Source organism: Kribbella flavida DSM 17836 (genome assembly GCF_000024345.1).
In the GTDB taxonomy this organism is placed as follows: domain Bacteria; phylum Actinomycetota; class Actinomycetes; order Propionibacteriales; family Kribbellaceae; genus Kribbella; species Kribbella flavida.
On record NC_013729.1, the window covers coordinates 5,826,531 to 5,848,189 of the forward strand.

At 71.9% G+C, this 21,659-nt stretch carries 20 protein-coding genes; 6 read left to right on the top strand and 14 right to left on the bottom strand.

Translation table 11 applies throughout. The annotated features are described in order from the left end of the window. The first annotated feature begins 23 nt into the window (after nt 1-23). From KFLA_RS26790 to KFLA_RS39055, 5 genes are all read left to right on the top strand, one after another. Nucleotides 24-1,286 carry a magnesium transporter MgtE N-terminal domain-containing protein gene (locus KFLA_RS26790; RefSeq protein WP_012922973.1) on the top strand — a complete coding sequence of 421 codons (1,263 nt, stop codon included), beginning with the start codon at nt 24-26 and terminating at the stop codon, nt 1,284-1,286. Further along, nucleotides 1,276-1,881 carry a DUF1003 domain-containing protein gene (locus KFLA_RS26795; protein ID WP_012922974.1) on the top strand — a complete coding sequence of 202 codons (606 nt, stop codon included), beginning with the start codon at nt 1,276-1,278 and terminating at the stop codon, nt 1,879-1,881. The genes KFLA_RS26790 and KFLA_RS26795 overlap by 11 nt, the downstream gene beginning before the upstream one ends. A 102-nt stretch (nt 1,882-1,983) precedes the next feature. Further along, nucleotides 1,984-3,129, top strand: a complete 1,146-nt coding sequence (locus KFLA_RS26800) for an Mrp/NBP35 family ATP-binding protein (RefSeq protein WP_012922975.1) — start codon at nt 1,984-1,986, stop codon at nt 3,127-3,129. Between the two features lie 82 nt (nt 3,130-3,211). Further along, nucleotides 3,212-4,432: a GNAT family N-acetyltransferase gene (locus KFLA_RS26805; protein ID WP_012922976.1), complete on the top strand. Its 1,221-nt coding sequence runs from the start codon at nt 3,212-3,214 to the stop codon at nt 4,430-4,432. Nucleotides 4,433-4,599: 167 nt separating this feature from the next. Further along, complete coding sequence (locus KFLA_RS39055) at nt 4,600-5,433, top strand: peptidylprolyl isomerase (RefSeq protein WP_012922977.1); 834 nt, start codon at nt 4,600-4,602, stop codon at nt 5,431-5,433. A gap of 57 nt (nt 5,434-5,490) precedes the next feature. Here KFLA_RS39055 and KFLA_RS26815 read toward each other — a convergent pair whose 3' ends face one another. The 14 genes from KFLA_RS26815 to KFLA_RS26880 form a co-directional block, all read right to left on the bottom strand. Then, the gene (locus tag KFLA_RS26815) at nt 5,491-5,889 is read right to left on the bottom strand and encodes a hypothetical protein (protein WP_041289498.1); all 399 of its coding nucleotides are present in this window, start codon (nt 5,887-5,889) and stop codon (nt 5,491-5,493) included. A 15-nt stretch (nt 5,890-5,904) separates the two neighbouring features. Then, nucleotides 5,905-6,597 carry an NUDIX domain-containing protein gene (locus KFLA_RS26820; protein ID WP_012922978.1) on the bottom strand — a complete coding sequence of 231 codons (693 nt, stop codon included), beginning with the start codon at nt 6,595-6,597 and terminating at the stop codon, nt 5,905-5,907. Continuing rightward, nucleotides 6,594-8,342: a CTP synthase gene (locus tag KFLA_RS26825; protein ID WP_012922979.1), complete on the bottom strand. Its 1,749-nt coding sequence runs from the start codon at nt 8,340-8,342 to the stop codon at nt 6,594-6,596. The genes KFLA_RS26820 and KFLA_RS26825 overlap by 4 nt, the downstream gene beginning before the upstream one ends. A gap of 21 nt (nt 8,343-8,363) precedes the next feature. Then, nucleotides 8,364-9,389: a glycosyltransferase family 4 protein gene (locus tag KFLA_RS26830; protein WP_012922980.1), complete on the bottom strand. Its 1,026-nt coding sequence runs from the start codon at nt 9,387-9,389 to the stop codon at nt 8,364-8,366. Continuing rightward, entirely contained in the window at nt 9,386-10,981 is a 1,596-nt protein-coding gene (gene murJ, locus KFLA_RS26835; RefSeq protein WP_012922981.1) for a murein biosynthesis integral membrane protein MurJ, read from the bottom strand. Before murJ ends, KFLA_RS26830 begins: the two co-directional genes overlap by 4 nt. A 7-nt stretch (nt 10,982-10,988) precedes the next feature. Beyond that, nucleotides 10,989-11,810 carry a hypothetical protein gene (locus KFLA_RS26840; protein ID WP_012922982.1) on the bottom strand — a complete coding sequence of 274 codons (822 nt, stop codon included), beginning with the start codon at nt 11,808-11,810 and terminating at the stop codon, nt 10,989-10,991. Continuing rightward, nucleotides 11,810-12,754 carry a copper transporter gene (locus tag KFLA_RS26845; protein ID WP_012922983.1) on the bottom strand — a complete coding sequence of 315 codons (945 nt, stop codon included), beginning with the start codon at nt 12,752-12,754 and terminating at the stop codon, nt 11,810-11,812. The genes KFLA_RS26840 and KFLA_RS26845 overlap by 1 nt, the downstream gene beginning before the upstream one ends. Further along, on the bottom strand, nt 12,751-13,932 hold the full coding sequence (steA, locus tag KFLA_RS26850; RefSeq protein ID WP_012922984.1) for a putative cytokinetic ring protein SteA: 1,182 nt from the start codon (nt 13,930-13,932) through the stop codon (nt 12,751-12,753). The genes KFLA_RS26845 and steA overlap by 4 nt, the downstream gene beginning before the upstream one ends. Nucleotides 13,933-14,071: 139 nt before the next feature. Continuing rightward, complete coding sequence (gene recN / locus KFLA_RS26855; RefSeq protein ID WP_012922985.1) at nt 14,072-15,796, bottom strand: DNA repair protein RecN; 1,725 nt, start codon at nt 15,794-15,796, stop codon at nt 14,072-14,074. Continuing rightward, entirely contained in the window at nt 15,797-16,750 is a 954-nt protein-coding gene (locus KFLA_RS26860) for an NAD kinase (RefSeq protein WP_012922986.1), read from the bottom strand. It lies immediately after the preceding gene. Nucleotides 16,751-16,774: 24 nt separating this feature from the next. Continuing rightward, nucleotides 16,775-17,593, bottom strand: coding sequence for a TlyA family RNA methyltransferase (locus KFLA_RS26865; protein ID WP_012922987.1), 819 nt, complete (start codon nt 17,591-17,593; stop codon nt 16,775-16,777). Between the two features lie 13 nt (nt 17,594-17,606). Further along, nucleotides 17,607-18,575 carry a hypothetical protein gene (locus tag KFLA_RS39445; protein ID WP_012922988.1) on the bottom strand — a complete coding sequence of 323 codons (969 nt, stop codon included), beginning with the start codon at nt 18,573-18,575 and terminating at the stop codon, nt 17,607-17,609. A gap of 1 nt (nt 18,576) precedes the next feature. Beyond that, the gene (locus tag KFLA_RS26875; protein ID WP_012922989.1) at nt 18,577-19,098 is read right to left on the bottom strand and encodes a phasin family protein; all 522 of its coding nucleotides are present in this window, start codon (nt 19,096-19,098) and stop codon (nt 18,577-18,579) included. Between the two features lie 152 nt (nt 19,099-19,250). Further along, nucleotides 19,251-20,360 (bottom strand): HAD-IIA family hydrolase, encoded by a 1,110-nt coding sequence (locus KFLA_RS26880; protein WP_012922990.1) that lies wholly within the window; start codon nt 20,358-20,360, stop codon nt 19,251-19,253. A gap of 24 nt (nt 20,361-20,384) precedes the next feature. On the opposite strand from KFLA_RS26880, the gene KFLA_RS26885 reads away from it, so the two are divergent. Further along, entirely contained in the window at nt 20,385-21,560 is a 1,176-nt protein-coding gene (locus KFLA_RS26885) for a DUF1015 family protein (RefSeq protein ID WP_012922991.1), read from the top strand. Nucleotides 21,561-21,659 lie beyond the last annotated feature (99 nt).

Consider the following 21,659-nt stretch of genomic DNA (forward strand, 5'->3'; position numbering starts at 1 on the left):
CCCCGGGCGGTTAGCCTTCGAGCATGAGCGGATCACCGGCACGTGTGTACGTCGCCCGGCTGGCCGGACTCCCCGTGTACGACCCGAACGGGGACCAGGTCGGCAAGGTGCGCGACGTCGTGGTGACGCTGCGGCAGGACACCCAGCCGCCGCGGGTGCTCGGGCTGGTGGTCGAGGTGTTCACCCGGCGGCGCATCTTCCTGCCGATGACCCGGGTGACCTCGATCGAGGTCGGCCACGTGATCACCACCGGACTGCTGAACATGCGCCGCTTCGAGCAGCGGGCCACCGAGGTGCTGGTGCTCGGCGAACTGCTGGACCGGACCGTCACGATCCGCGAGACCGGCGCCGCCGCGGTGGTGTTCGACCTGGCGATGGAGCAGTGGCGGACCCGGGACTGGATGCTGTCGAAGGTCGCGGTGACCGAGGGGGCCAAGCGGTTCCGGCGCCGCGGGCAGTCGCACGTGCTGGACTGGGCCGACGTCAGCGGGTTCGCGCAGACCGAGCACGGGCAGGGCGCGACGCACATGCTGGCCGCGTTCGACACGATGAAGCCGGCCGACCTGGCCGGCGTACTGCACGAGCTGTCGCCCAAACGGCGCAAGGAGATCGCGTCCGCGCTGAACGACGAGCGGCTGGCCGACGTGCTGGAGGAGCTGCCCGAGGACGACCAGGTGGAGATCCTGGCCGGCCTGGACACCGAGCGGGCCGCGGACGTGCTCGAGGAGATGTCGCCGGACGACGCGGCCGACCTGATCGCCGAGCTGCCGACCGACACCGCCGAGCGGCTGCTGACGCTGATGGAGCCGGACGAGGCCGAGGACGTCCGGCGCCTGCTGACGTACGAGGAACGCACGGCCGGTGGCCTGATGACGTCCGAGCCGGTGATCCTGCCCGCCGACGCGACCGTGGCCGACGCGCTCGCGCACGTGCGCAACGCCGAGCTGAGTCCGGCGCTGGCCGCGATGATCTACGTCTGCCGCCCGCCGCTGGAAACCCCGACCGGCCGGTTCATCGGGATCGGCCACATCCAGCGGCTGCTGCGCGAGCCGCCGTCGGCGCTGGTGTCCGGCGTACTCGACACGGACCTGGACGGGTTGCGTCCGGACGACGGGCTGCAGGCGGTGAGCAAGTACCTCGCGACCTACAACCTGGTCGCTGCTCCGGTGCTCGACGACGAGGGCCGGCTGCTCGGCGCGGTCACCGTGGACGACGTACTGGACCATCTACTGCCCGACGACTGGCGTGGATCCGCGCCGCAGGAAGGGGATCCGCATGCCCGGTGACAACCGCCGTCGCAGCCGGCCGGACGACCGGCGCGGTTCCCGGTCCGCCGAACGCCGCGGCGCACGGTCGGACGAGCGCCGCTCCGAGGATCGCCGGCTGACCCGCCCGGCCGCCGACCGGCTGGACGTCCCGCGCGAGCTGCGCCGGACACTGGTCCGGCGGCGCGCGTACGACGCGGACGCGTTCGGGCGGCTGTCGGAGCGGATCGCGCGGTTCCTGGGCACCGGGCAGTTCCTGGTCTACATGACCGCGACGATCGTGTTCTGGGTGCTGTGGAACATCTTCGCGCCCGAGCACCTGCGCTGGGACCAGTACCCGTTCATCTTCCTCACGCTAGCGCTCAGCCTGCAGGCCTCGTACGCCGCGCCGCTGATCCTGCTCGCGCAGAACCGGCAGGAGGCCCGGGACCGGGTCCAGTACGAACGCGACCGCGACGTCGACGCCCGCAGCCGGGCCGACATGGAGTTCCTGGCCCGGGAGATGGCCTCGCTGCGGATGTCGGTCGGCGAGGTCGCGACCCGCGACTTCCTGCGCTCGGAACTGCGCTCGCTGCTGGCCGAGCTGGACAAGGACCGCGAGGACGACCGGGTCTGAGCCGCGGGAGCGGCCGGTGGTCCTGGTGAGGTTCGCCTTGCCGGAGCTACGTCACAGTGGACCGTGGTGGGGCGCCTGTGCGTGAGCACGTAGCCTGTAGCCATGGCTCCCACTGCTGACCAGGTGACCGCTGCGCTCGGGTCCGTGATGGATCCCGAGATCAAGAAACCGATCACCGAACTGGGCATGGTCGAGTCCGTCGTGGTGCGGACCGACGGCGTCGTGGCGGTGAAGATCCTGCTGACCGTGTCCGGCTGCCCGATGAAGGACACGCTGCGGCGCGACACCACCGCGGCGGTCAGCGCGCTGGACGGCGTCACCGGGGTCGAGATCGAGCTCGGCGTGATGTCGGCGGAGCAGCGGGCGGCGCTGCAGACCCAGCTGCGCGGCGGGGTGGCCGAGAAGGAGATCCCGTTCTCCCGGCCGGACTCGCTGACCAAGGTGTTCGCGATCGCCTCCGGCAAGGGTGGCGTCGGCAAGTCGTCGGTGACGGTGAACCTGGCCGTCGCGATGGCCGCCAAGGGCCTGTCGGTCGGCGTGCTCGACGCCGACATCTACGGTCACTCGGTGCCGGCCATGCTCGGTGTCGCGGACGAGCGGCCGACCGCCGTCGACGACATGATCATGCCGGTGCCCGCGCACGGCGTGAAGGTGATCTCGATCGGCATGCTGAAGCCCAAGCGCGACCAGGTGGTCGCCTGGCGCGGCCCGATCCTGGACCGTGCGCTGGTGCAGATGCTGGCCGACGTCTACTGGGGCGACCTGGACGTGCTGCTGCTCGACCTGCCGCCGGGCACCGGCGACATCGCGATCTCGGTCGGCCAGCGGCTGACCACCGCCGAGGTGATCGTGGTGACGACGCCGCAGGAGGCCGCCGCAGAGGTCGCCGAGCGGGCCGGCACGATGGCCCAGATGGTGCACCAGCGGGTGGCCGGCGTGATCGAGAACATGTCCTTCCTGCCCTGCCCGCACTGCGGTCCCGAGCACCGGATCGAGATCTTCGGCAGCGGCGGTGGCCAGCGCGTCTCCGAGACCCTGTCCGCCCGGCTGGGCTACCCGATCCCGCTGCTCGGCGAGATCCCGCTCGACGAGCGGCTGCGCAGCGGCGGCGACCTCGGCGACCCGCTGGCCGTCACCGACCCGGACACGCCCGCGTCCCGGGTCATCGCCGACATCGCCCAGCGCCTCGGCGGCCGCCCCCGCGGCCTGCTCGGTCGCCAGCTCGGCCTCTCCCCGGTCGGCCGCTGACCTTCTCGGCGCCTCCGGGCACGGTCGTCGGCCGCTGACGTGCTGAGCGGCCGGTGTGCTGCCTGGTGATTGACTGGGGACCGTGCCGATCCCTGCCGAGACGCCGGTCCTGACCGACGGCGTGGTGACGCTGCGCGCGCCACGCCCCGACGACCTGCCGGGCGCGATCGCACGGGCCGAGCAGGAGCCCGGCGGGAGCTTCGGCACCGAGGACATCACCCGGTGGATCGGCTTCGGAATCGCCGAGGCGTGGACCGCCCGGTCCCAGCTCGTCTTCGTGATCGAGTACCAGGGCCGGTACGCCGGTTCGGTCGGTCTCCGGCCGGACCACCGCGGCAGTGCCTCGATCCACTTCGGGCTGTCCCGCTGGGCACGCGGAGCCGGTGTCGCCGCTCGCGTGGTGCGGTTGGTACTGGACTTCGGTTTCGGCACCTGCGGCTTCCCCGTCGTGCACTGGTGGGCGTCGGTCGGGAACTGGCCGTCCCGCCGGGTCGCGTGGGCGACCGGCTTCCAGTTCGGTCCCACCATGCCCTCGGCGGCCGGCTCGGCGCTCGACGAGTGGACCGGGTGGATCACGCCGGCCGACGAACGGCGGCCCCGGCACTCCTGGTTCGAGAATCCGGTCCTCGAGACACCCCGGCTCCGGCTGCGGACATGGCGGGACGACGAGCTCGCGCGGATCACCGCCGCCCGGACGAACCCGGCGACCGGGCACTTCCTGCCGTTCATCCCGCAGCCGTTCACCACGGGGCATGCCCGGTTCTGGCTGCACGACATGGCCGAGCAGGCCGCCGCCGGCCGGCGCTACAACTGGTGCGTCGCCGACCGGGACACCGACCTCGGGCTCGGCAATCTGACGCTGTTCGGCCTCGATCAGAAGGCGGGCAGCATCGGCGAGCTCGGGTTCTGGGTGCATCCCGAGGCGCAGGGGCGGGGTGTGATCGTCGAGGCGGTCCGACGGGTGGCCGCGTGGTTCTTCAGCTCAGCGGCCGACGGCGGAAGAGACGGCCACAAGCTGCTGATCCGGACCGCGGCGACCAACAGCGCCGCGCGCAAGGTCGCGGAGCGCAGCGACTTCCAGCACGTGGGCACCGATCGCAGGCGTTCGCGCTCGGCGACGGCAGCACGGACGACCAGGTGCTCTACGACCTGCTGGCAACGGACCCACCCGGCTGAGGATCGCATCGCGGAGCGCGATTGGGCAGTTGCGGAAGGTGGCGGAACTCTTGACGCGCGCGGTGACGGTCGGATATCTCTTGGCGACAACGATGTCACACCGCCCGTGACAGCGCCGCTCTGCTGACTGCAAGCATCCCCGCCCGTCGGACGCCGCCCGCCGCCCTGGACGACGTACGCCGTGCGGGGTGCCCTTGCGGGCGGGACACACCGTGGCGACGGACAGCTTCGCCACCGCGCCGTGTCCGCTGCCGGCGGGCAACAAGCCGGTTAGCGTGACGTCACCGAAGAACCGTGACCTGCGGATCTTCCCCCCGGCCACCGGTTGATCCCGAACCGCCGAAGGAGACCCATGAAGAGAGCCACCAGCGTCATCGCCTGTGCCGCCGTGAGCGTCGCCGGGCTGCTCGCGTCCACCGGGACCGCCTTGGCCGTCAGTCCTGGCGCCGCACCGGCTGGGCCGACCGCCGCAGCGGAGGCACCGGCTTCGAGCACTGGCACTACCACGGGCCCTGCAAGTACACCGCGACGCCCGACGAGCCGGCGGCGCGCCCGGTCTCCCTGCCGCCGGACCCGACGCCGACGCCCTCGAAGGGCGTCGTCCGGGTACTGCTGGCCACCAACCAGGGCCCGATGCTGCTCACCCTGGACCGCGCCAAGGCGCCGTGCACCGTGCAGAGCTTCCTGCACCTCGCGAAGAGCCGGTTCTACAACTTCACGACCTGCCACCGGCTCACGCTCTACCCCACGCTCAAGGTGCTCCAGTGCGGCGACCCGAGCGGCACCGGCGCCGGCGGTCCGGGCTACCGCTACAAGGACGAACTGCCGGTCGGCCTCCCCTCCTGGCCGGACGACCCCACCGGCGAGCGCAAGGTCTACGCCCGCGGCACGCTGGCGATGGCCAACGCCGGCCCCGACACCAACGGCAGCCAGTTCTTCCTCACCTACGGCGACTCCCGCCTCCGCCCGCACTACACCATCTTCGGCACCATCGACCGCCTCGGCCTGAAAACCCTCGACAAGATCGCCGCCGCCGGCATCGTGCCCACCCCCGGCGTGCCCGACCCGGTCGACGGCACCCCCAACCGCACCACCAACATCCTCATCGCCCAACGCCTGGGCTTCTGACCCCGCGGGGCCGGGGATACCGAGGGATCTCCGGCCCGGTGAGGCGAAGCTCGGTGCTCAGCCGAGTACGACGCGCCCGCCCAGCCCGTCGGCGACCGACGACACCCGGCGAGGGCGCGTCGGCGGCGACCACTCGGCCGGGGCGGACAACCACTCGAGGCCGTCGTCGTTCCAGACCGGGACCTCGCCGGCGGCGGTGAGGAAGGTGGTCGGCGTGAGACCTGCCGCGCGCAGTACGGCGGCTGCGCCGAGCAGCGGGTGACCGGCGAAGCGGCGTTCGAGCTTGCGGTTGAGGATGCGGACCGTACGCCGATCGCCCGCGACAAAAACCGTGGCGGGCTCAGCGGCCGACGAGGCAAAAGCGCTGCCGTTCGGCCGTCGGCGGCAGGTCGTCGCCGAGCACCACCGCGACCTCGTTGCCGTGCGCGCCGTCGGCGGCGACGAAGACCCGGGCAACGAGGCGCGGCCTGCTCAGCGGTCCTTGGCGGGCCAGGGCGAGTCCGCGGGGCGAAGGGCTTCGAAGCCTTCGCCGTTGAGCGCGGTCCAGGCGGCCAGGGCCCCCATCACCAGGATGGGGTTGTGCAGGTCGCCGGACAGCACCGCCTTGACGACGTCCTCGAGCGGGGCCCAGACGGTCTCCATGTCGGCTTCCTCGTGCAGCCGGTCGTACGACTCGTCGGCGGCCGACAGGTCGCGGGCCAGGAAGATCCGGACCGCCTCGTTGGTCAGACCGGGTGAGGTGAAGGCGTCGACCAGGACGCGCCAGTCGGCGGCCTTCGTGGCGGCCTCCTCCCAGAGCTCGCGCTCGGCGCCGAGCCGGTACGCCTCACCCTGGACGTCGAGCAGGCCCGCGGGTGGTTCGAGCAGCCGGTAGCCGACCGGGTGCCGGTACTGGCGGACGAGCAGCATCCGGTGGTTCTCGTCGAGCGCGACGACGCCGACCGCGCCCGGGTGGACGACGACGTCGCGGACGAACGGCTCACCGCCCGCCGGCGGCACCACCTGGTCCCGGCGGACCGAGATCACCCGGCCGGTCTCGTGCACGACCTCCGAGGAGCTGACCTGCCAGGACGCCTGCGCGTCGGCCAGGCCGGCCCCGAACCGCAGCTCGACGTCCTCGGCCCCGACCGACGATCCCGTGGAACCGGCCGGCGAGTCGCTCATCGCGCCTTCGCCTTGGCCGCGCCCGCCTTGACCGGCTCCTTCGCCGAGTCCTGGCCGGCGGCGGCACCCGACGAGGGCACCTCCTCGACCGGCAGCCGCGACTCCCGCTGACGGACCAGCGCGGCCGCGATCAGCCCGGAGAACAGCGGGTGCGGCTTGGTCGGCCGCGACCGCAGCTCGGGGTGCGCCTGGGTGGCGACGAAGAACGGGTGCAGCGACTTGTCCAGCTCGATGAACTCGACCAGCTCGTTGTCCGGCGACAGCCCGCTGAACACCAGCCCGGCGGTCTCCAGCTTGTCCCGGTAGGCGTTGTTCACCTCGTAGCGGTGCCGGTGCCGCTCCTGCACCGACGGCGCGCCGTACAGGTCGCGCACGATCGAACCGTCGGCCAGGTTCGCCGGGTAGAGACCGAGCCGCATGGTGCCGCCGAGGTCGCCGGAGCCGGAGACGATGTGCTTCTGCTCCTCCATCGTGGCCACCACCGGCTGCTGCGCGTCGGGATCGAACTCGCTCGAGTTCGCCTCCACCAGACCGGCCAGGTCGCGGGCCACCTCGATCACCATGCACTGCAGGCCGAGGCAGAGCCCGAGGATCGGGATGCCGGCCTCCCGGGCGAACCGGATCGCGCCGATCTTGCCCTCGATCCCGCGTACCCCGAAGCCGCCCGGGATGCAGACCGCGTCCACGTCGCCGAGCAGCTTGGCCGCCGCCTCCGGGGTCGCGCACTCGTCGGAGGCGATCCAGCGCAGCGAGACCTTCGCGTCGTTGTCGAACCCGCCCGCACGCAGTGCCTCGGCGACCGACAGGTACGCGTCCGGCAGGTCGATGTACTTGCCGACCAGGGCCACCGTGACCTGGTCCTTCGGCTGGTGCACGACCCGGAGCAGCTCGTCCCAGCGGGTCCAGTCGACGTCGCGGAACGGCAGGTTCAGCCGGCGGACGACGTACGCGTCGAGGCCCTCGGCGTGCACCACCTTCGGGATGTCGTAGATGCTCGGCGCGTCCACGGCGGCGACGACGGCCTCCACGTCCACGTCGCACATCAGGGAGATCTTGCGCTTGACGTTCTCCGGGATCGGCCGGTCGGCGCGGCAGACGATCGCGTCAGGCTGGATACCGATCGAGCGCAGCGCGGCCACCGAGTGCTGGGTCGGCTTGGTCTTCAGCTCACCGCTGGGCGCCATGTACGGCACCAGCGAGATGTGCAGGAAGAACACGTTGTCGCGGCCGACGTCGTGCCGGACCTGCCGGGCCGCCTCGAGGAACGGCAGCGACTCGATGTCGCCGACGGTGCCGCCGATCTCGTGCAGCACCACGTCCACGTCCGGACCGGCCATCGCCAGCATCCGGTCCTTGATCTCGTTGGTGATGTGCGGGATCACCTGGACGGTGTCGCCCAGGTACTCGCCGCGGCGTTCCTTCGCGATCACCGACGAGTAGATCTGGCCGGTGGTGACGTTGGCGACCTGGGAGAGGTCCCGGTCGAGGAAGCGCTCGTAGTGCCCGATGTCCAGGTCGGTCTCGGCGCCGTCGTTGGTGACGAACACCTCGCCGTGCTGGAACGGGTTCATCGTGCCGGGATCCACGTTGAGGTACGGATCCAGCTTCTGCATGGTGACCCGGATGCCCCGCGCCGTCAGCAGACTGCCGAGGCTGGATGCCGTCAGCCCCTTGCCGAGACTGGAGGCAACGCCACCGGTGACGAATACGTGCTTGGTCTGCTGGGAATTCGAAGCCCTGTCCACGGGCCTCCAGCCTACCGCTTGTCAAGCGGTGGTCGCGACGAGACCCCCGTAGATGTCCAGCAGATTCTTCGCCACCGCGTCCTCGTCCGGCCACCCGGCGGCCAGCTGCAAGCCTTCCGCGCGCAGGGCGGCGGCCGTTTCCGGACCGGACAGAATTTTCCGTACGCCGTCCGCGAGCCCGCGCGTGTCGCCGGGAAAAGCCAGGATCGCGGCGTCCCCCACCAGCTCCGGTACGCCGCCGACTGCCGTCGCCACCACCGGTACGCCGGCCTGCAGCGCCTCCTGCAGCACCAGGGCCCGCGCCTCCCAGTGGGACGTCAGCAGGAACACGTCAGCGGCGCTCAGCAGGTCCGCAACGTCCTTCCGGTGGCCCAGCAGCCGGACCGGGAGACTTTCGGCGTCGATCCGCGCCTGCAGGTTGTCCCGCAGCGGGCCATCGCCCACCACAGCGAACACCACGCCCGGATCGGTCGTCGCCACCTCGGCAGCGACGGACAGTAGCGACGGGTAGTCCTTCTGCGGCGCCAGACGGCCGACACTGAGCACGAGCGGCGCGTCCCCGATCCCCAGTTCCTCGCGTACGGCGGCGGACGGCGTACGGACTGCCGGCATGGCAGGGGCTGCGACGGGCGCCAGGCGCGCCTGACGGGCTCCGAGTCGTCTGGCCAGCTCCACCAGGTCGGAGGACGCTCCCAGCGTCAGATCGGCACCTCGGGCCACCAGGCGCTGTCCCAGCCGCATGACGAGGCCGCGCGCTCCGGTGGCGATCACCGCGTTGTGCCAGGTGACCACCAGGGGTCGGAGGTGCGAACGGTCGCGCAGTGCAGCCATGCCCGCCCGGTAGCCGTGCGCGTGCACCACGTCGGTACCGCGGAGGCCGACCGTTTGCGCGACCACAGTGGCCGCGCCGAAGTCGAAGTGGTCGGTCGTGCCGGGTGGGGCGCACACGACGACCTCGTGGCCGGCGGCCAGGTAGCGCGGCACCAGCGAGGCGACGTGCTGCCCGATCCCGCCGCGCGACTCCGCCAGGAGCAGGCCGATCCTCATTGCTTCTCCTCCACCACGGTTGGCACGCCCCGGCGCAGCAGCGCCCGGGCATCCGGACGGTCGACGACAACCGCCACGGCGGCGTACACGGTCACCACGGCGAGGCCGGACAGCACCGCGAACACCAAGGCACTCCCCCAGCCACCGTCCCCAGCCGGCAGCGAGACGGCCCAGCCGGCCGCACCCGCCAGGACAGCGCCGACCACGGCAGCGACAGTCGCACGCGACAACCCTTGCAGCACACCAGCTCCGGCGACCCGCTGCAACACCACGAGCAGTACTACCGCGCCTGCGAGCATCCCCACCGACATCGCCGCGGCCAGTGCGGGTACGGCGTCCCAGTGCAGCGTCAGGACGAGTCCGGCGACCGCCACGAGCAGCCAGGCGCCGCCAGTGACGAGCGCGACCGCACGACCGGTGTGCCGTGCGTAGAGCACCCGCCCGAGATGCATCAGTACGGCGAACCCGATGATCGCCGGGGCGAACGCGACCAGTCCGTTCGCCAGTGACGAGGCCTGCGTCTCCTGCACCCGTCCGTCGTCGTACGCGAAGATCCGGGCGACCGGGATCGCCGTACCGATCAGCAGCGCGGCACCGGCACCCCCGGCCAGCATGACCGCGCGGGTCGACGTCGCGGCGTACAGGTCGAAGGCGGCGTCGTCCCTCGCCTCGAACGCCGCTGCCAGCCGCGGGAACACCGCAGTGGTGATCGGGACCGCCAGTACGGCGTACGGCAGCAGGTAGACCGCGTTGGCCCAGGTGTAGACGGCGATGCTGCCCGGCACGCCCCGGTGATTCGCCAGGTAGGTGGTGACCAGGAAGGCGACCTGCTGCGCGACCAGTACGGCGAGGCCGGCCGCTGCGAGCTTGCGCAGTACGGGACCGACGCCGGGATCCAGCCGGAGCGTGGGGCGGATCGGCAGCCGCAGCACGAGCATTGGCACCAGCACGGTCAGCGCCAGAGCGACCACACCCGCGGTGGTCCCCCAGGCGAGCAGGTCGGACGCACCACGCGACGCCTGATCCGCCACCGGCGCCTCAGCGGCGAAGAGCAAGTAGGTGGCGACCACGACGAGGCTGGAGATCAGCGGCGCGAGCGCTCCGGCGGCGAACCGCTTGTGCGACTGCAGCACAGCCGTAGCGATCACCGCGAGCGCATAGCCGAACACCTGCGGCACGAAGATCACCAGCATCCGCGTGGCCGTCGCCTCCGAGCCACTGCACTCCGGGCCCGCGTCGAGCATCGCCGACGTGTACTGCGAGGCCAGAAGCCAAGCCAGCAAGGCGAACGGGGCCAGCAGCACCACCGACCAGGTGAGCAGCGCACCGATGATCCGGCCCTGTGCGGCGCGATCGCCCCGAGCCACGGGACCGGCCAGCACGGGAATCACCGCACCGGCGAGCGCACCGCCGACCACGACCTCGAACAGTACGTTGGGCAACTGGTTCGCCGTCGCGTAGGCCTCGGCCAGACAGCCCGCACCGACCGTTTTGGAGAAGACCAGCCAGCGACCGAAACCGACCACCCGGGCCAGCACCGTGACGCCCGCGACGAGCAACGCGGCCCGGGCGATCCGCCCGCCCGCACTCACCGCGGGCTCACTGCCCACTCACTGGCCGTCGGCCCCACTGGTCGATCTTGTCGAGCACCGGCGTGTTCGCGATCACCTTGGTGAAGCTGACCTTCTCGCTGGCCAGGTTGAGCGCGACGACCGCACCGAGCGCAAGCACCTTCAACGGACGCGGCAGCGACGCGGCCAGCGCCGTACCGGTGATCGCACCCAGCCCGTTGGCGCCGCAGTCACCGAGCATCGAGCGCTCACCGAGGTCGGCGGGAGCCGCTGCGACCGCCGCGCCCACCACCGCGGCCGCGGGCCCACCGCCGATGACAGCTACCGGAGCGCTCACCGCGGCGACCGCCTTCAGCGCGCGGCCCGGCCGAAGGTCCAGCAGGTTCGCGAGGTTCGCCGTGCCGGCGATCAGCGCGCCGTCCGCGATGATGTCGCCGACCGCGCCGACGCCCTTCGTGCGCCGGGGAAGCAGCGACGCCGCAGCCAGCGCGGCCGCGCCGACGCCGAGGATCTTGACCGAACCGCTGGTGACCTCGCCACGCTTGAGCGCGCTCAGGTGCCCGCGAAAGCCTTTCGTGTCGGTGGCGCCCGCCAGGTCGTCGTACGCGCCGACCGCGCCGGACACCGCGCCGGCCAGCAGCGCGGCGGTCTTCACCCGGCCCTTGGCTCCGCTCAGCGCGACACCGGCCAGCGCACCGGCGACCGCGACCGGGCCCTCGAGCAGCGTGACCGTCTCGCCCCGGTGGTTCGTGCGCTCGAACGGCGCCCGGTTCTCCTTCGGCAGCTTCGCCGCGGCGCGTTCCAGCCCTGCGGTCGTCGCGGCCGCGACCACCGCACCGAACAGGCCCATCAGTTCTCCTTCGCCTGCACCGCGGACGGCGCCACGCCGTTCTTCGCGTCAACCCCGCCGTACTGACCGGCCTTGCCGCCGGCCTGCTCGACCAGGGCGAACACCACGGTCGCCTGGCCGCTCGGCATGTTCGCCACGTCGACCGAGGAGACGACCTTGGTCGCGTCACCGTCGCCGCGCAACGCCTTCAGCAGGCCGCCGTTCTGCGCGCTCTCCGGCGTGCCCGCGACGACCACGCCCGCACTGCCCAGGTCCAGCCCTTCGGCGAAGTCCACCGCGTCGGTGTACGACGAGTTGTCCGGCGCCGGCGTCGGCGGCTTGGCCGCGACCACGATGACGAGCGTCGCCCGGTCCTTCGGCGTCGGCTTCACCGACAGCAGCTTGGAGTCGCCCAGCCCGCTGAGGATCTTGGTCGCCTCGGTGTCGACGGGCTTGTTCGCCTCCTTGGCGAGCACCGCGCGAGCCGCGATCAGCCCGGCCCGCTGGTAGGTGTTGCTGTCGGTCGGAAAGGTGATGTCGGCGGTGACGAGCTCGTTCACCAGCGGCTCGACCAGCTGACGCTGTCCGGGGTCGAACAGCTTGCTGTCCAGCGACATCCGGGTGGTCACCTGGCCGCCGGCCTTCTCGACCGACTCCTGCAGCGTGTTCGCCAGGTCGCCCTCGGCCTCGGGCATCGTGACGATGGCGACCTTCTGGTTGGTCAGCTTGCCGTCGGTCAGCCCGGCGGTCACCTTGGCCACGTAGTCGTCGCGGTACTTGTCCAGCGACTTGGCCTGGATCGCCTCGGTCCGGGCCTGCTCCAGCGCCGCCCGGTCCCGGTCCGCCTGGGCCTGGACGAGCTCGGTCCCGGTGCCCTTCAGCGGTCCGGCACCGAGTACCACGCCGGCCCCGAGGGCGAAGAAGATCGCCACGATCGAGACGATGTGGTAGCGAAAGTCGATCACGTGAACAGCTCCCGGATGTGGAAGTAGATTTCGTTCCAGCGCGCCCGCAGGATCGACCAGAGCACGTCGTCGGCTCCGATGGCGACCATCGCGACCCCGAGCGCGAACAGCCCGGACACGACCAGCGAGACCATCTGGAAGGTGGAGACGCGGCTGCGGTACAGCCGGCCGACTCCCTTGGCGTCCACCAGCTTGGCACCGACCCGCAACCGGGTGATGAACGTGCTGGCCATCCCGGCGCGTCCCTTGTCCAGGAACTCCACCAGCGAGTTGTGGGTGCCGACCGCGACGATCAGCGAGGCGCCCTTGGAGTCGGCCAGCAGCATCGCGACGTCCTCGCTGGTGCCGGCCGCGGGGAACTCGATCGAGTCCACGCCGAGCCGCTCCAGCCGCTCCGAGCCCGGCGCGCGGCCGTCCCGGTAGGCGTGCACGACCACCTCGGCGCCGCACTTCAGCGTCTCGTCCTTGACCGAGTCCATGTCGCCGACGATCAGGTCCGGGACGTAGCCGTTCTCCACCAGGGCGTCGGCGCCGCCGTCGACACCGATCAGGACCGGCCGGTACTCGCGGATGTAGGGGCGCAGCGCGACCAGGTCCTCGCGGTAGTCGTAGCCGCGGACCACGATCAGCACGTGCTTGCCGTCCATCACCGTGTGCACCGCGGGCACACCGACACCGTCGAGCAGCAGGTCCCGCTCGCGGCGCAGGTACTCCAGGGTGTTGGCGGTGAACGCCTCCAGCTGGGTCGACAGCCCGGCGCGGGCGTCGTCCATCAGCTGCGCGACGGTCTGGCTGTCCTGGACGACGCCCTTGGCGACCACTTCCTCGCCGCGGTACAGCACGCCGTCGTGCAGGCGGACCCGCTCGCCCTCGTGCAGGACGGAGAAGACCTCGCGGCCGACGCCGTCGACCAGTGGGATGCCGGCCTCGACCAGGATCTCCGGACCCAGGTTCGGGTAGCGGCCGCTGATCGAGTCGGCGACGTTGACCACGGCGGCGATCTGGCAGTCGACCAGCGCCTCGGCGCTGACCCGGTCCAGGTCGAGGTGGTCGATGACGGCGATCTCCCCCGGCTTCAGCCGTTTGGTGAGATTCTTGGTACGTCGGTCCAGCCGAACCACTCCGGTGGTGCCGGGCAGCTCAGTGGGGCGTGCTCTACGCAGGCTGGGCAGTCTCATCGCGCTCTCATCCTGCCATGTCAAGAGCCCCCGACCGGCAATTCGACGGCGGCCTGGGGGACATTCGTCGCGAAGTCCCCGGGTGACGGTGGGTGAATCATCCTTTCGACCCATCCGGACGCCGAGGGCTGACCGGCGATCAGCGCTTGCGCTTGCGCGGCTTGGTGTGACGCTGCGCGGCCAGCGCGAGCAGCTCCTCGGCGTGGGCCTGGGCGGCGTCGGAGTTCTCCAGCCCGGCCATCATCCGGGACAGCTCCTTGAGCCGGCCGTCGTCGTCCAGGGCGACCAGGCCGCTGGTGGTGACGGAGCCGTCGTCGCTCTTCAGCACCACCGCGTGCCGGTCCGCGAACGCGGCGACCTGCGGCAGGTGCGTCACCACGATCACCTGTGCCTTCTCGGCCAGCCGAGCGAGTCGTTTGCCGACCTCGACCGCGGCCCGGCCACCGATGCCGGCGTCGATCTCGTCGAACACCAGCGTCGGCACCGGGTGGGTGTCGGACAGGATCACCTCGAGCGCCAGCATCACCCGGGACAGCTCACCGCCGGACGCCGCCTTCTGCAGCGGCCGCGCCGGGCTGCCCGGGTTGGCCGCGAAGCAGAACTCGATCTCGTCGGCGCCGTACGGCCCCGGGGTGGTCTCGTGCACCTCGACCGTGAGGGTCGCGTGCGGCATCGCCAGCCCGCTCAGCTCGTCGGACACAAGCACACCGAGGCGCTCGGCAGCCTCCTTGCGGGCCGCGCCGATCTGACGACCCAGCTCGGCCAGCTGCTCCTGCAGCTCGGCCCGCTCCGCGGTCAGTTGCTCGACCCGCTCGTCACTGCCGTCCAGCTCGGTCAACCGCTCCGCGGACCGCTTCGCCCACTCGATCACCTCGTCGACGGTGCCCTCGGCATCGCCGTACTTGCGGATCAGGCCGGTCAGCAGGCTCCGCCGCTCGCTGACCACCGCCAGCCGCGCCGGGTCGGTGTCGACGTCCGTCGCGTACGACGAGAGCTCGCCGGCCAGGTCCGCCGCGAGATAGCCCAGCTCACCGGCCCGGTCGGCCAGCTCGGCCAGCTTCGCGTCGTGCTCCCGCTCGCCGTCGAGCACCTGCTTGGCCAGCGCGAGCAGGCCCAGCACGTCGTTCGGCCGGGTGGAGTCGAGGTCCTCGGCCGCCAGCGCCCCGGCCGCCGTGGTCGCGGCGTTCCGCAGGCCGTCGGCGTACGCCAGCCGGTCCTCCTCGGCCGCGAGCTCGACGTCCTCGCCGGGCCGCGGCTCCGCCTTGGCGATCTCGTCCAGCCCGAACCGGAGCAGGTCCGCCTCGGCCAGCCGGTCGCGCTGCCGGGTGGTCAGCTCGGTCAGCTCCGCCTCGACCTCCCGGTGCCGCCGGTACGCCGACATGTAGTCGCTCAGCGGCACCAGCACCGGCTCGCCGGCGAAGGTGTCCAGCGTTTCCCGCTGCCGGGCGGGCTGCAGCAGCCGCCACTGGTCCGCCTGGCCGTGGATCGCGACCAGGTCCCCGGAGACCTCGGCGAGCACCGAGACCGGGACGGACGCACCGCCCAGGAACGCCCGCGACCGGCCCTCGGCCGACAGCTCACGGGCGATCAGCAGCTCGTCGTCGTCCAGCTCGCCGCCACGGTCCTCGGCCTGCCGCACGATCGACTTCGGCACCGCGCTCGCCCGGCCCTCGACCCGGGCCCGCCGCACGCCGTGCCGGACCAGGCCGCTGTCGGCCCGGCCGCCGAGCAGCATGTTCACCCCGGTGACGACCATCGTCTTGCCGGCCCCGGTCTCGCCGGTGACCGCGGTGAACCCCGGATCGAGGTCCAGCGTGGCGTCCTCGATCACGCCCAGCCCGGTGATGCGGATCTCCGACAACATCTAGATCTCCTCTTGTGCACTTCGCTTGCGGCGGTGCTCGGCGGCACCGCGCCAGCCCAGTACGGGCAGATCGAACTTGGCGACCAGCCGGTCGGTGAAGGACGCCTCGTGCGCCCGGGCCAGCCGGACCGGGGTCTTGCCGCGGCGGACCTGGATCCGGGCCCCGGGCGGGACCTCGACCATCCGCCGGCCGTCGCACCACAGCACGCCGCGGCCGTGCCAGGCGGCGATCAGCTCGACCGTCAGCTGCGAACCCGGCGCCACCACGATCGGCCGGGAGAACAACGCGTGCGCGCTCAGCGGCACCAGCAGGATCGCCTCGACGTCGGGCCACACGACCGGCCCGCCGGCCGAGAACGCGTACGCCGTACTGCCGGTCGGGGTGGCGACCACGACCCCGTCGCAGCCCCACCGGGACAACGGGCGGCCGTCCACCTCGACCAGGACCTCGAGCATCTTCTCCCGGGCGGCCTTCTCGACGCTCGCCTCGTTCAGCGCCCAGGTGTCGAAGATCAGGTCGTCGCCGACGAACACGTCGACCGCCAGCGTCATCCGCTCCTCGACCGTGTAGCTGCGGTCCACCACGACCTCGACGATGCGCTCCAGGTCGTCCACCTCGGCCTCGGCCAGGAAGCCGACGTGGCCGAGGTTGACGCCGAGCACCGGCGTACCGTGCGGGCGGGCCAGCTCGGCGCCGCGCAGGATCGAGCCGTCGCCACCCAGCACGATGATCAGCTCGACGTCCTGGGCGGCCTTGTCCGGGTCGTCGGCGATCTCGGCCGGGTCCAGCGCCAGCTCCTCGGCCTCGGCGCCGATCAGCCGGACCAGCAAGCCGGCCGCGGTCAGCAGCCGGTGCGCCTGACGGGCCACCTCGACTGCGAGGTCGCGGCCGGTGTGCGTCACCAGCAGGACGCGGCGGGGCCCGGCTTCGATCGACTCGACCGGCTCAACCACGACGCGGACCTGCCTTCTGCTCGCTCACTGCGGACCGCTCTCGACGGCGTCCCGGAGCATCGTCTCATCGAGTGGCGGTGCGGAACGCCGTATCCACAGGAAGTATTCGACATTTCCCGACGGGCCCGGCAACGGACTCGCCGCCACCCCCTGCACGCCCCAGCCCAGCTCGGCCGCCTTGGCCGCCACGCCGCGGACCGCGTCGGCCCGCAGGTCGGGGTCACGGACGACGCCGCCCTTGCCGAGCCGCTCCTTGCCCACCTCGAACTGCGGCTTCACCATCAGCACCAGGTCGCCGTCGGGCTTCACCACGCCGAGCAGGGCCGGCAGCACCAGCGTCAGCGAGATGAAGCTGAGGTCGCTCACCACCAGGTCGACGGGGTCGCCGCCGATCGCGTCCAGGGTGAGGGTGCGGACGTTCGTCCGGTCCATCACGGTGACCCGGTCGTCGGTCTGCAGCGCCCAGACCAGCTGGCCGTAGCCAACGTCGACGGCGAGCACGCTCGCGGCGCCGTTGCGCAGCAGCACGTCGGTGAACCCGCCGGTGGACGCGCCCGCGTCCAGGCACCGCCGGCCCTTCACCTCGACGCCGCTGAACGCCTCCAGTGCGCCGACCAGCTTGTGTGCGCCCCGGCTCGCGTAGTTCGGGTCGTCGGTCTCGGAGGTGTCGACCAGGATCGGGGCGTCCGCGCCGACGCCGGTCGCCGGTTTGGTCGCGACGGCGCCGGACACCTTGACCTTGCCGGCCGCGACCAGCTCACTCGCGTGCTCGCGGGACCTGGCCAGCCCACGCCGGACCAGCTCCGCGTCGAGCCGGGACCGCTTGACGCCTCCTTTGGCCACGCAGCCCTTCCAGTCAGCCGCGGTCGCCCGGCTCGGCGTCCGCCTCCACCAACGCGCTCTGCAACCGCTCGTGCAGGTCCGCGTAAATCTCCGCATGCTCCCCGACCGGCAGCTCCCGCAACGCGTCGAGCCGCCCCATCGTCTCCTCCACCAACGGATGCACCCCTTCCTCGCCGTACGCCGACCCGTGCGCCGCTGAGGCACGCTCGGCGTCGTAGGCGCTTTGCTCTCCGGCTGTGCTGTGAGCCGCCGGCCGGGCGTCAAGCGGATTGCCGCCGGACGTCGGTACGCCGCTGGGCGATCCCTCACCCTGCTGGCGTCCGAACGCAGGCCCTGGCTTGGGCGCGAAACCACCGGCCGGACCGGGCTTGGGAGCGAACCCACCAAGCGGACCAGGCTTGGGCACGAGGCCGCTCGGAGGACCAGGCGTGGGAGTGACCCCGCCGGGCGGACCCGGCCGTGGCGTGACGCCGGCCGGTGGTCCCGGCGTCGGCTCGACACCACCCGCTAGCCCACCTGCCTGCGCTGCCTCTTCGGCTTCCAACTCGGCCTGGAATTCAGCTTCTGCCCGCCGCTCGGCCTCCGCGGCCTCCGCCTCGGCCCGGGCCAGCACCTCGGCCTGCTCGGCTTCCAGCTCCGCCTGCAGCTCGGCCGCAGCCCGCCGCTCAGCTTCTTCCGCTTCCAGCTCGGCCTGGAACTCCGCCTCGGCCCGCCGCTCAGCCTCCGCGGCCTCCAGCTCGGCCCGTAGCTCAGCCTCGGCGCGCAGCTCGGCCTGCTCCAGTTCCGTCGGGGAATCGGCCGACGAGGCGTCCTGGACGGACGCCTGAAAGGCCTGCTCCGTGTCGACGCCCTCGTCGTTGTAGCCGTCCGGTTCCGGTTCGGTGTCGTAGTCCGGCACCGGCCGGTCCTCCGTCTCCGGGTCGAACCCGGGCTCGACGTCGGGATCGAACGGCGGAACCTGCTCGCCGGGGTGCTCGGTCACGTCACACCTTCTTCGCCGGCGCCTTCTTGGCCGCCTTCTTCGCCGCCTTCTTGACCGCGGGGTCGGTCGGCACCGGCTGGGCAGCAACCTTCTTCGCCGGTGCCTTCTTCGCCGCCGGCGCCGCAGCCGGGGCTACCGGCGTGGCCTTCTCGGCCGCGGCAGCAGCCGTGCCGGCAGCGGTGGCCGCCACCGATCCCGCCGCCTCGGCCGCCGCCTTGGTCTCGGCCAGTTCACGCTCGAGCCTGTCCACCCGCCGCGCCAGTACGCCGACCTCCTCGCTGCGCACGAACCCGAGCCGCGACACCGCGCCCTCGACCTCGTTCGCCACGATCGCCTGCAGCAGCTGGCGGTTGCTCTTGCTGGTGGCAACGATCTCGTCGGCCAGGTCGCTCACCTTGGTGGTCAGCGCGTCGGCTCCGGTCTGCTGGAGCAACGCCTTCGCTGCCTGCTGGGCCCGCTGTCGGGTCACCTCGGTCAGACCGTTCGCCAGCTGTACGTAGCCGCGCAGTGCGTCCATCACCATGACTGCCTCCTCGCGTCGTCCCAGCAAAGGTATCGCGCCGTCCCCCCAACACCACCCCGCCATGCACAGGCAGCGCGGGAACCTGCCCCCACCACTCCCGGGAGAACGATTCCCGACCGACCTGGTCGCCCCGGCCGGTCCCCCGCGCGCACCTACTTGTCCAGCCCGACCCGGTGCAGCGCGGTGTCGATCGCGATGGAGCCGAGCGCCGGACCCGGCTTCGGCAGTGGCCGCCGGCCCCGTCCGGCCGCCTTCGCGGCGGTCTTGGCCGGCTTCGGCGGCTCGTCGACAGCGGCCCAGACCGCCGACAGGATCGCCCGCAACCCGTCGTACGGCTCGCCCTCGCCCTTGATCGCGACGGATCCGCTGACCACCTCGGCGGTCCAGCCCGCGCAGGTGTGCTTGCCGCCGTCGACCTTCACGCCGGGCTGCTTCTGCGCCAGCGCCCCGAGATCGGCCGCGATGTACGTCGGCCGCTGGTCCTTCGGCGCCCGGGCCAGGTCGTGCGCGTCGTGCACCCCGGTCGCCACCCACAGGCTGGCGATGCCGACCGCGTGCGCCCCGGCGATGTCGGAGTCCAGCCGGTCGCCGATCATCAGCGGCCGCTCCGCCTTCAGCCGTTCGATGCTGGTCTCCAGCAGCGGCGGCTCGGGCTTGCCGGCCACCACCGGATCGACCTCGACCGCCGCGCGGATCGCCTGCACGAGCGTGCCGTTGCCCGGCGCCATGCCGCCGGCGGTGGGGATGGTGAGGTCGAGGTTGGTCGCGTACCACTTGGCGCCCTCGTTGATCGCGTGCGCGCCGTCGGCGAGCATCACCCAGCTGACGTCGGGGTGGAAGCCCTGCGCGACCGCGACCGGCCGCGCGTCGCTGGACCGCACCGGCCGCAGCCCGTACTCCTCCAGCGCCGCGGTCAGCCCTTCACCGCCGACCACCAGCACCGGCGAACCGGCCGGGAAGTCGTTCGCGATCAGCTTCGCGGCCGCCTGCGCGGAGGTGACGACGTCGTCGGCGATGACGTCCAGCCCGAACGACGCGAGGTGCTCGGCGACCACCGACGCCGGACGGCTCGCGTTGTTCGTGATGTAACCGATCCGCAGGCCCTCCTTGGCGGCCTTGCGCAGGTTGTCCGGCGCGTCGGGGACCGGGTCGGGGCCGACGTAGACGACACCGTCGAGATCCAGCAGCGCCACGTCGTACCGGCCGGCGAGCGGTTCGTCACACGCCGACAGCGGTGCTGGCGCTGCGCGTTTCGCCGTCATGCGTCCCCCCGTACGATGCCGCCCATGTCAGAAGCCGTCTTGCGACTGGAGCCGCTGCGGGCGTGGCGGTTCGTCGCGGGCATGGTGAGCGGGCTCGGGGCGGTCACGTCGCCGCCGTACGACGTGCTGGAGCCGGCGCTGGTCCGGCGGCTGACTGATTCTGATCTGCACAACATGGTGAGGCTCATCCTTCCACGCGATCCGGACCTCGGTCCCGGCCGGTACGACGAGCCCGCGCGACGCCTGGCCGACTGGCAGCGCCGGGGCGTCGTGGTGCGCGATCGCAGGCCCGCGCTGTACGTCTACGAGCAGCAGTTCCAGGGCGCTGTCCTGTGCGGTCTGGTCGGTGCGCTCCAGCTGGACCCGGAGCGGCGGGTGGTGCTTCCGCACGAGGACGTGATGCCCCAGTGGGTGGACGACCGTTTCGACCTGATGGTTGCCACCGACGCCGACCTGGAGCCCATCCTGCTCGCGTACGGCGGCGGTGAAGGCTCCACCAGCATCGCCAGCATCGCCAGCGACGCCGTGGATGCGGCTCGTGCCGGTGAGCCGTGGCTGGTGGCTGACACCGAGAACGGCGCGCACCACCAGATCTGGCGGATCGAAGACCCGGTCCAGCTCGAGCTGATCGCCGCTGAGCTCGCTGGACACGAGGCACTGATCGCCGACGGCCACCACCGGTACGCGGCGTACCTGGAACGGGCCCGGCGCGAACCGCACCGGCCTGAGACGTCGCTGGGGTTGGCGATGCTGGTGGACAACGACCGCCACCCGCTGACGCTCGACCCGATCCACCGCCTGGTGCCAGGGCTGAACCTGGACACCGTGGCCCGCAGTACTCCGGACAGCTGGGAGGTGCTGCCTGGGCGCATCGACGGCGTACCGGACCGGGTGGCGATCTCCGACGGCTCGTCCTGGGTGACGCTGCGGTCCACAGCACACCGGGCAGAGCCAACGGTGTCGCTGCTGCACGAGGAGCTCCTGCCGGCCTGGGGAGTTCCGGCGGACGACGTCACCTTCCACCACGACCTCTCGGACGCTCTGGCGCTGGCTGGCCCCTCACAGGCCGCTGTGGAGCTTGTGGCGCCCCGGATGGACCAGGTACTCCGGTCGGCCGCGCGGGGCGTCGTACTGCCGCAGAAGGCGACTTCCTTCGGCCCGAAGCCGCGGGTGGGTCTGCTCTTCCGCACTCTCGACTGAGACGGGGTCCCCAGGACAAGCAAACGGCCCGGGACAGCGACACCGTCAGGTGCCACTCTCCCGGGCCGTTGCCCGTCCTCAGTCCTTGGAACTGCCGGC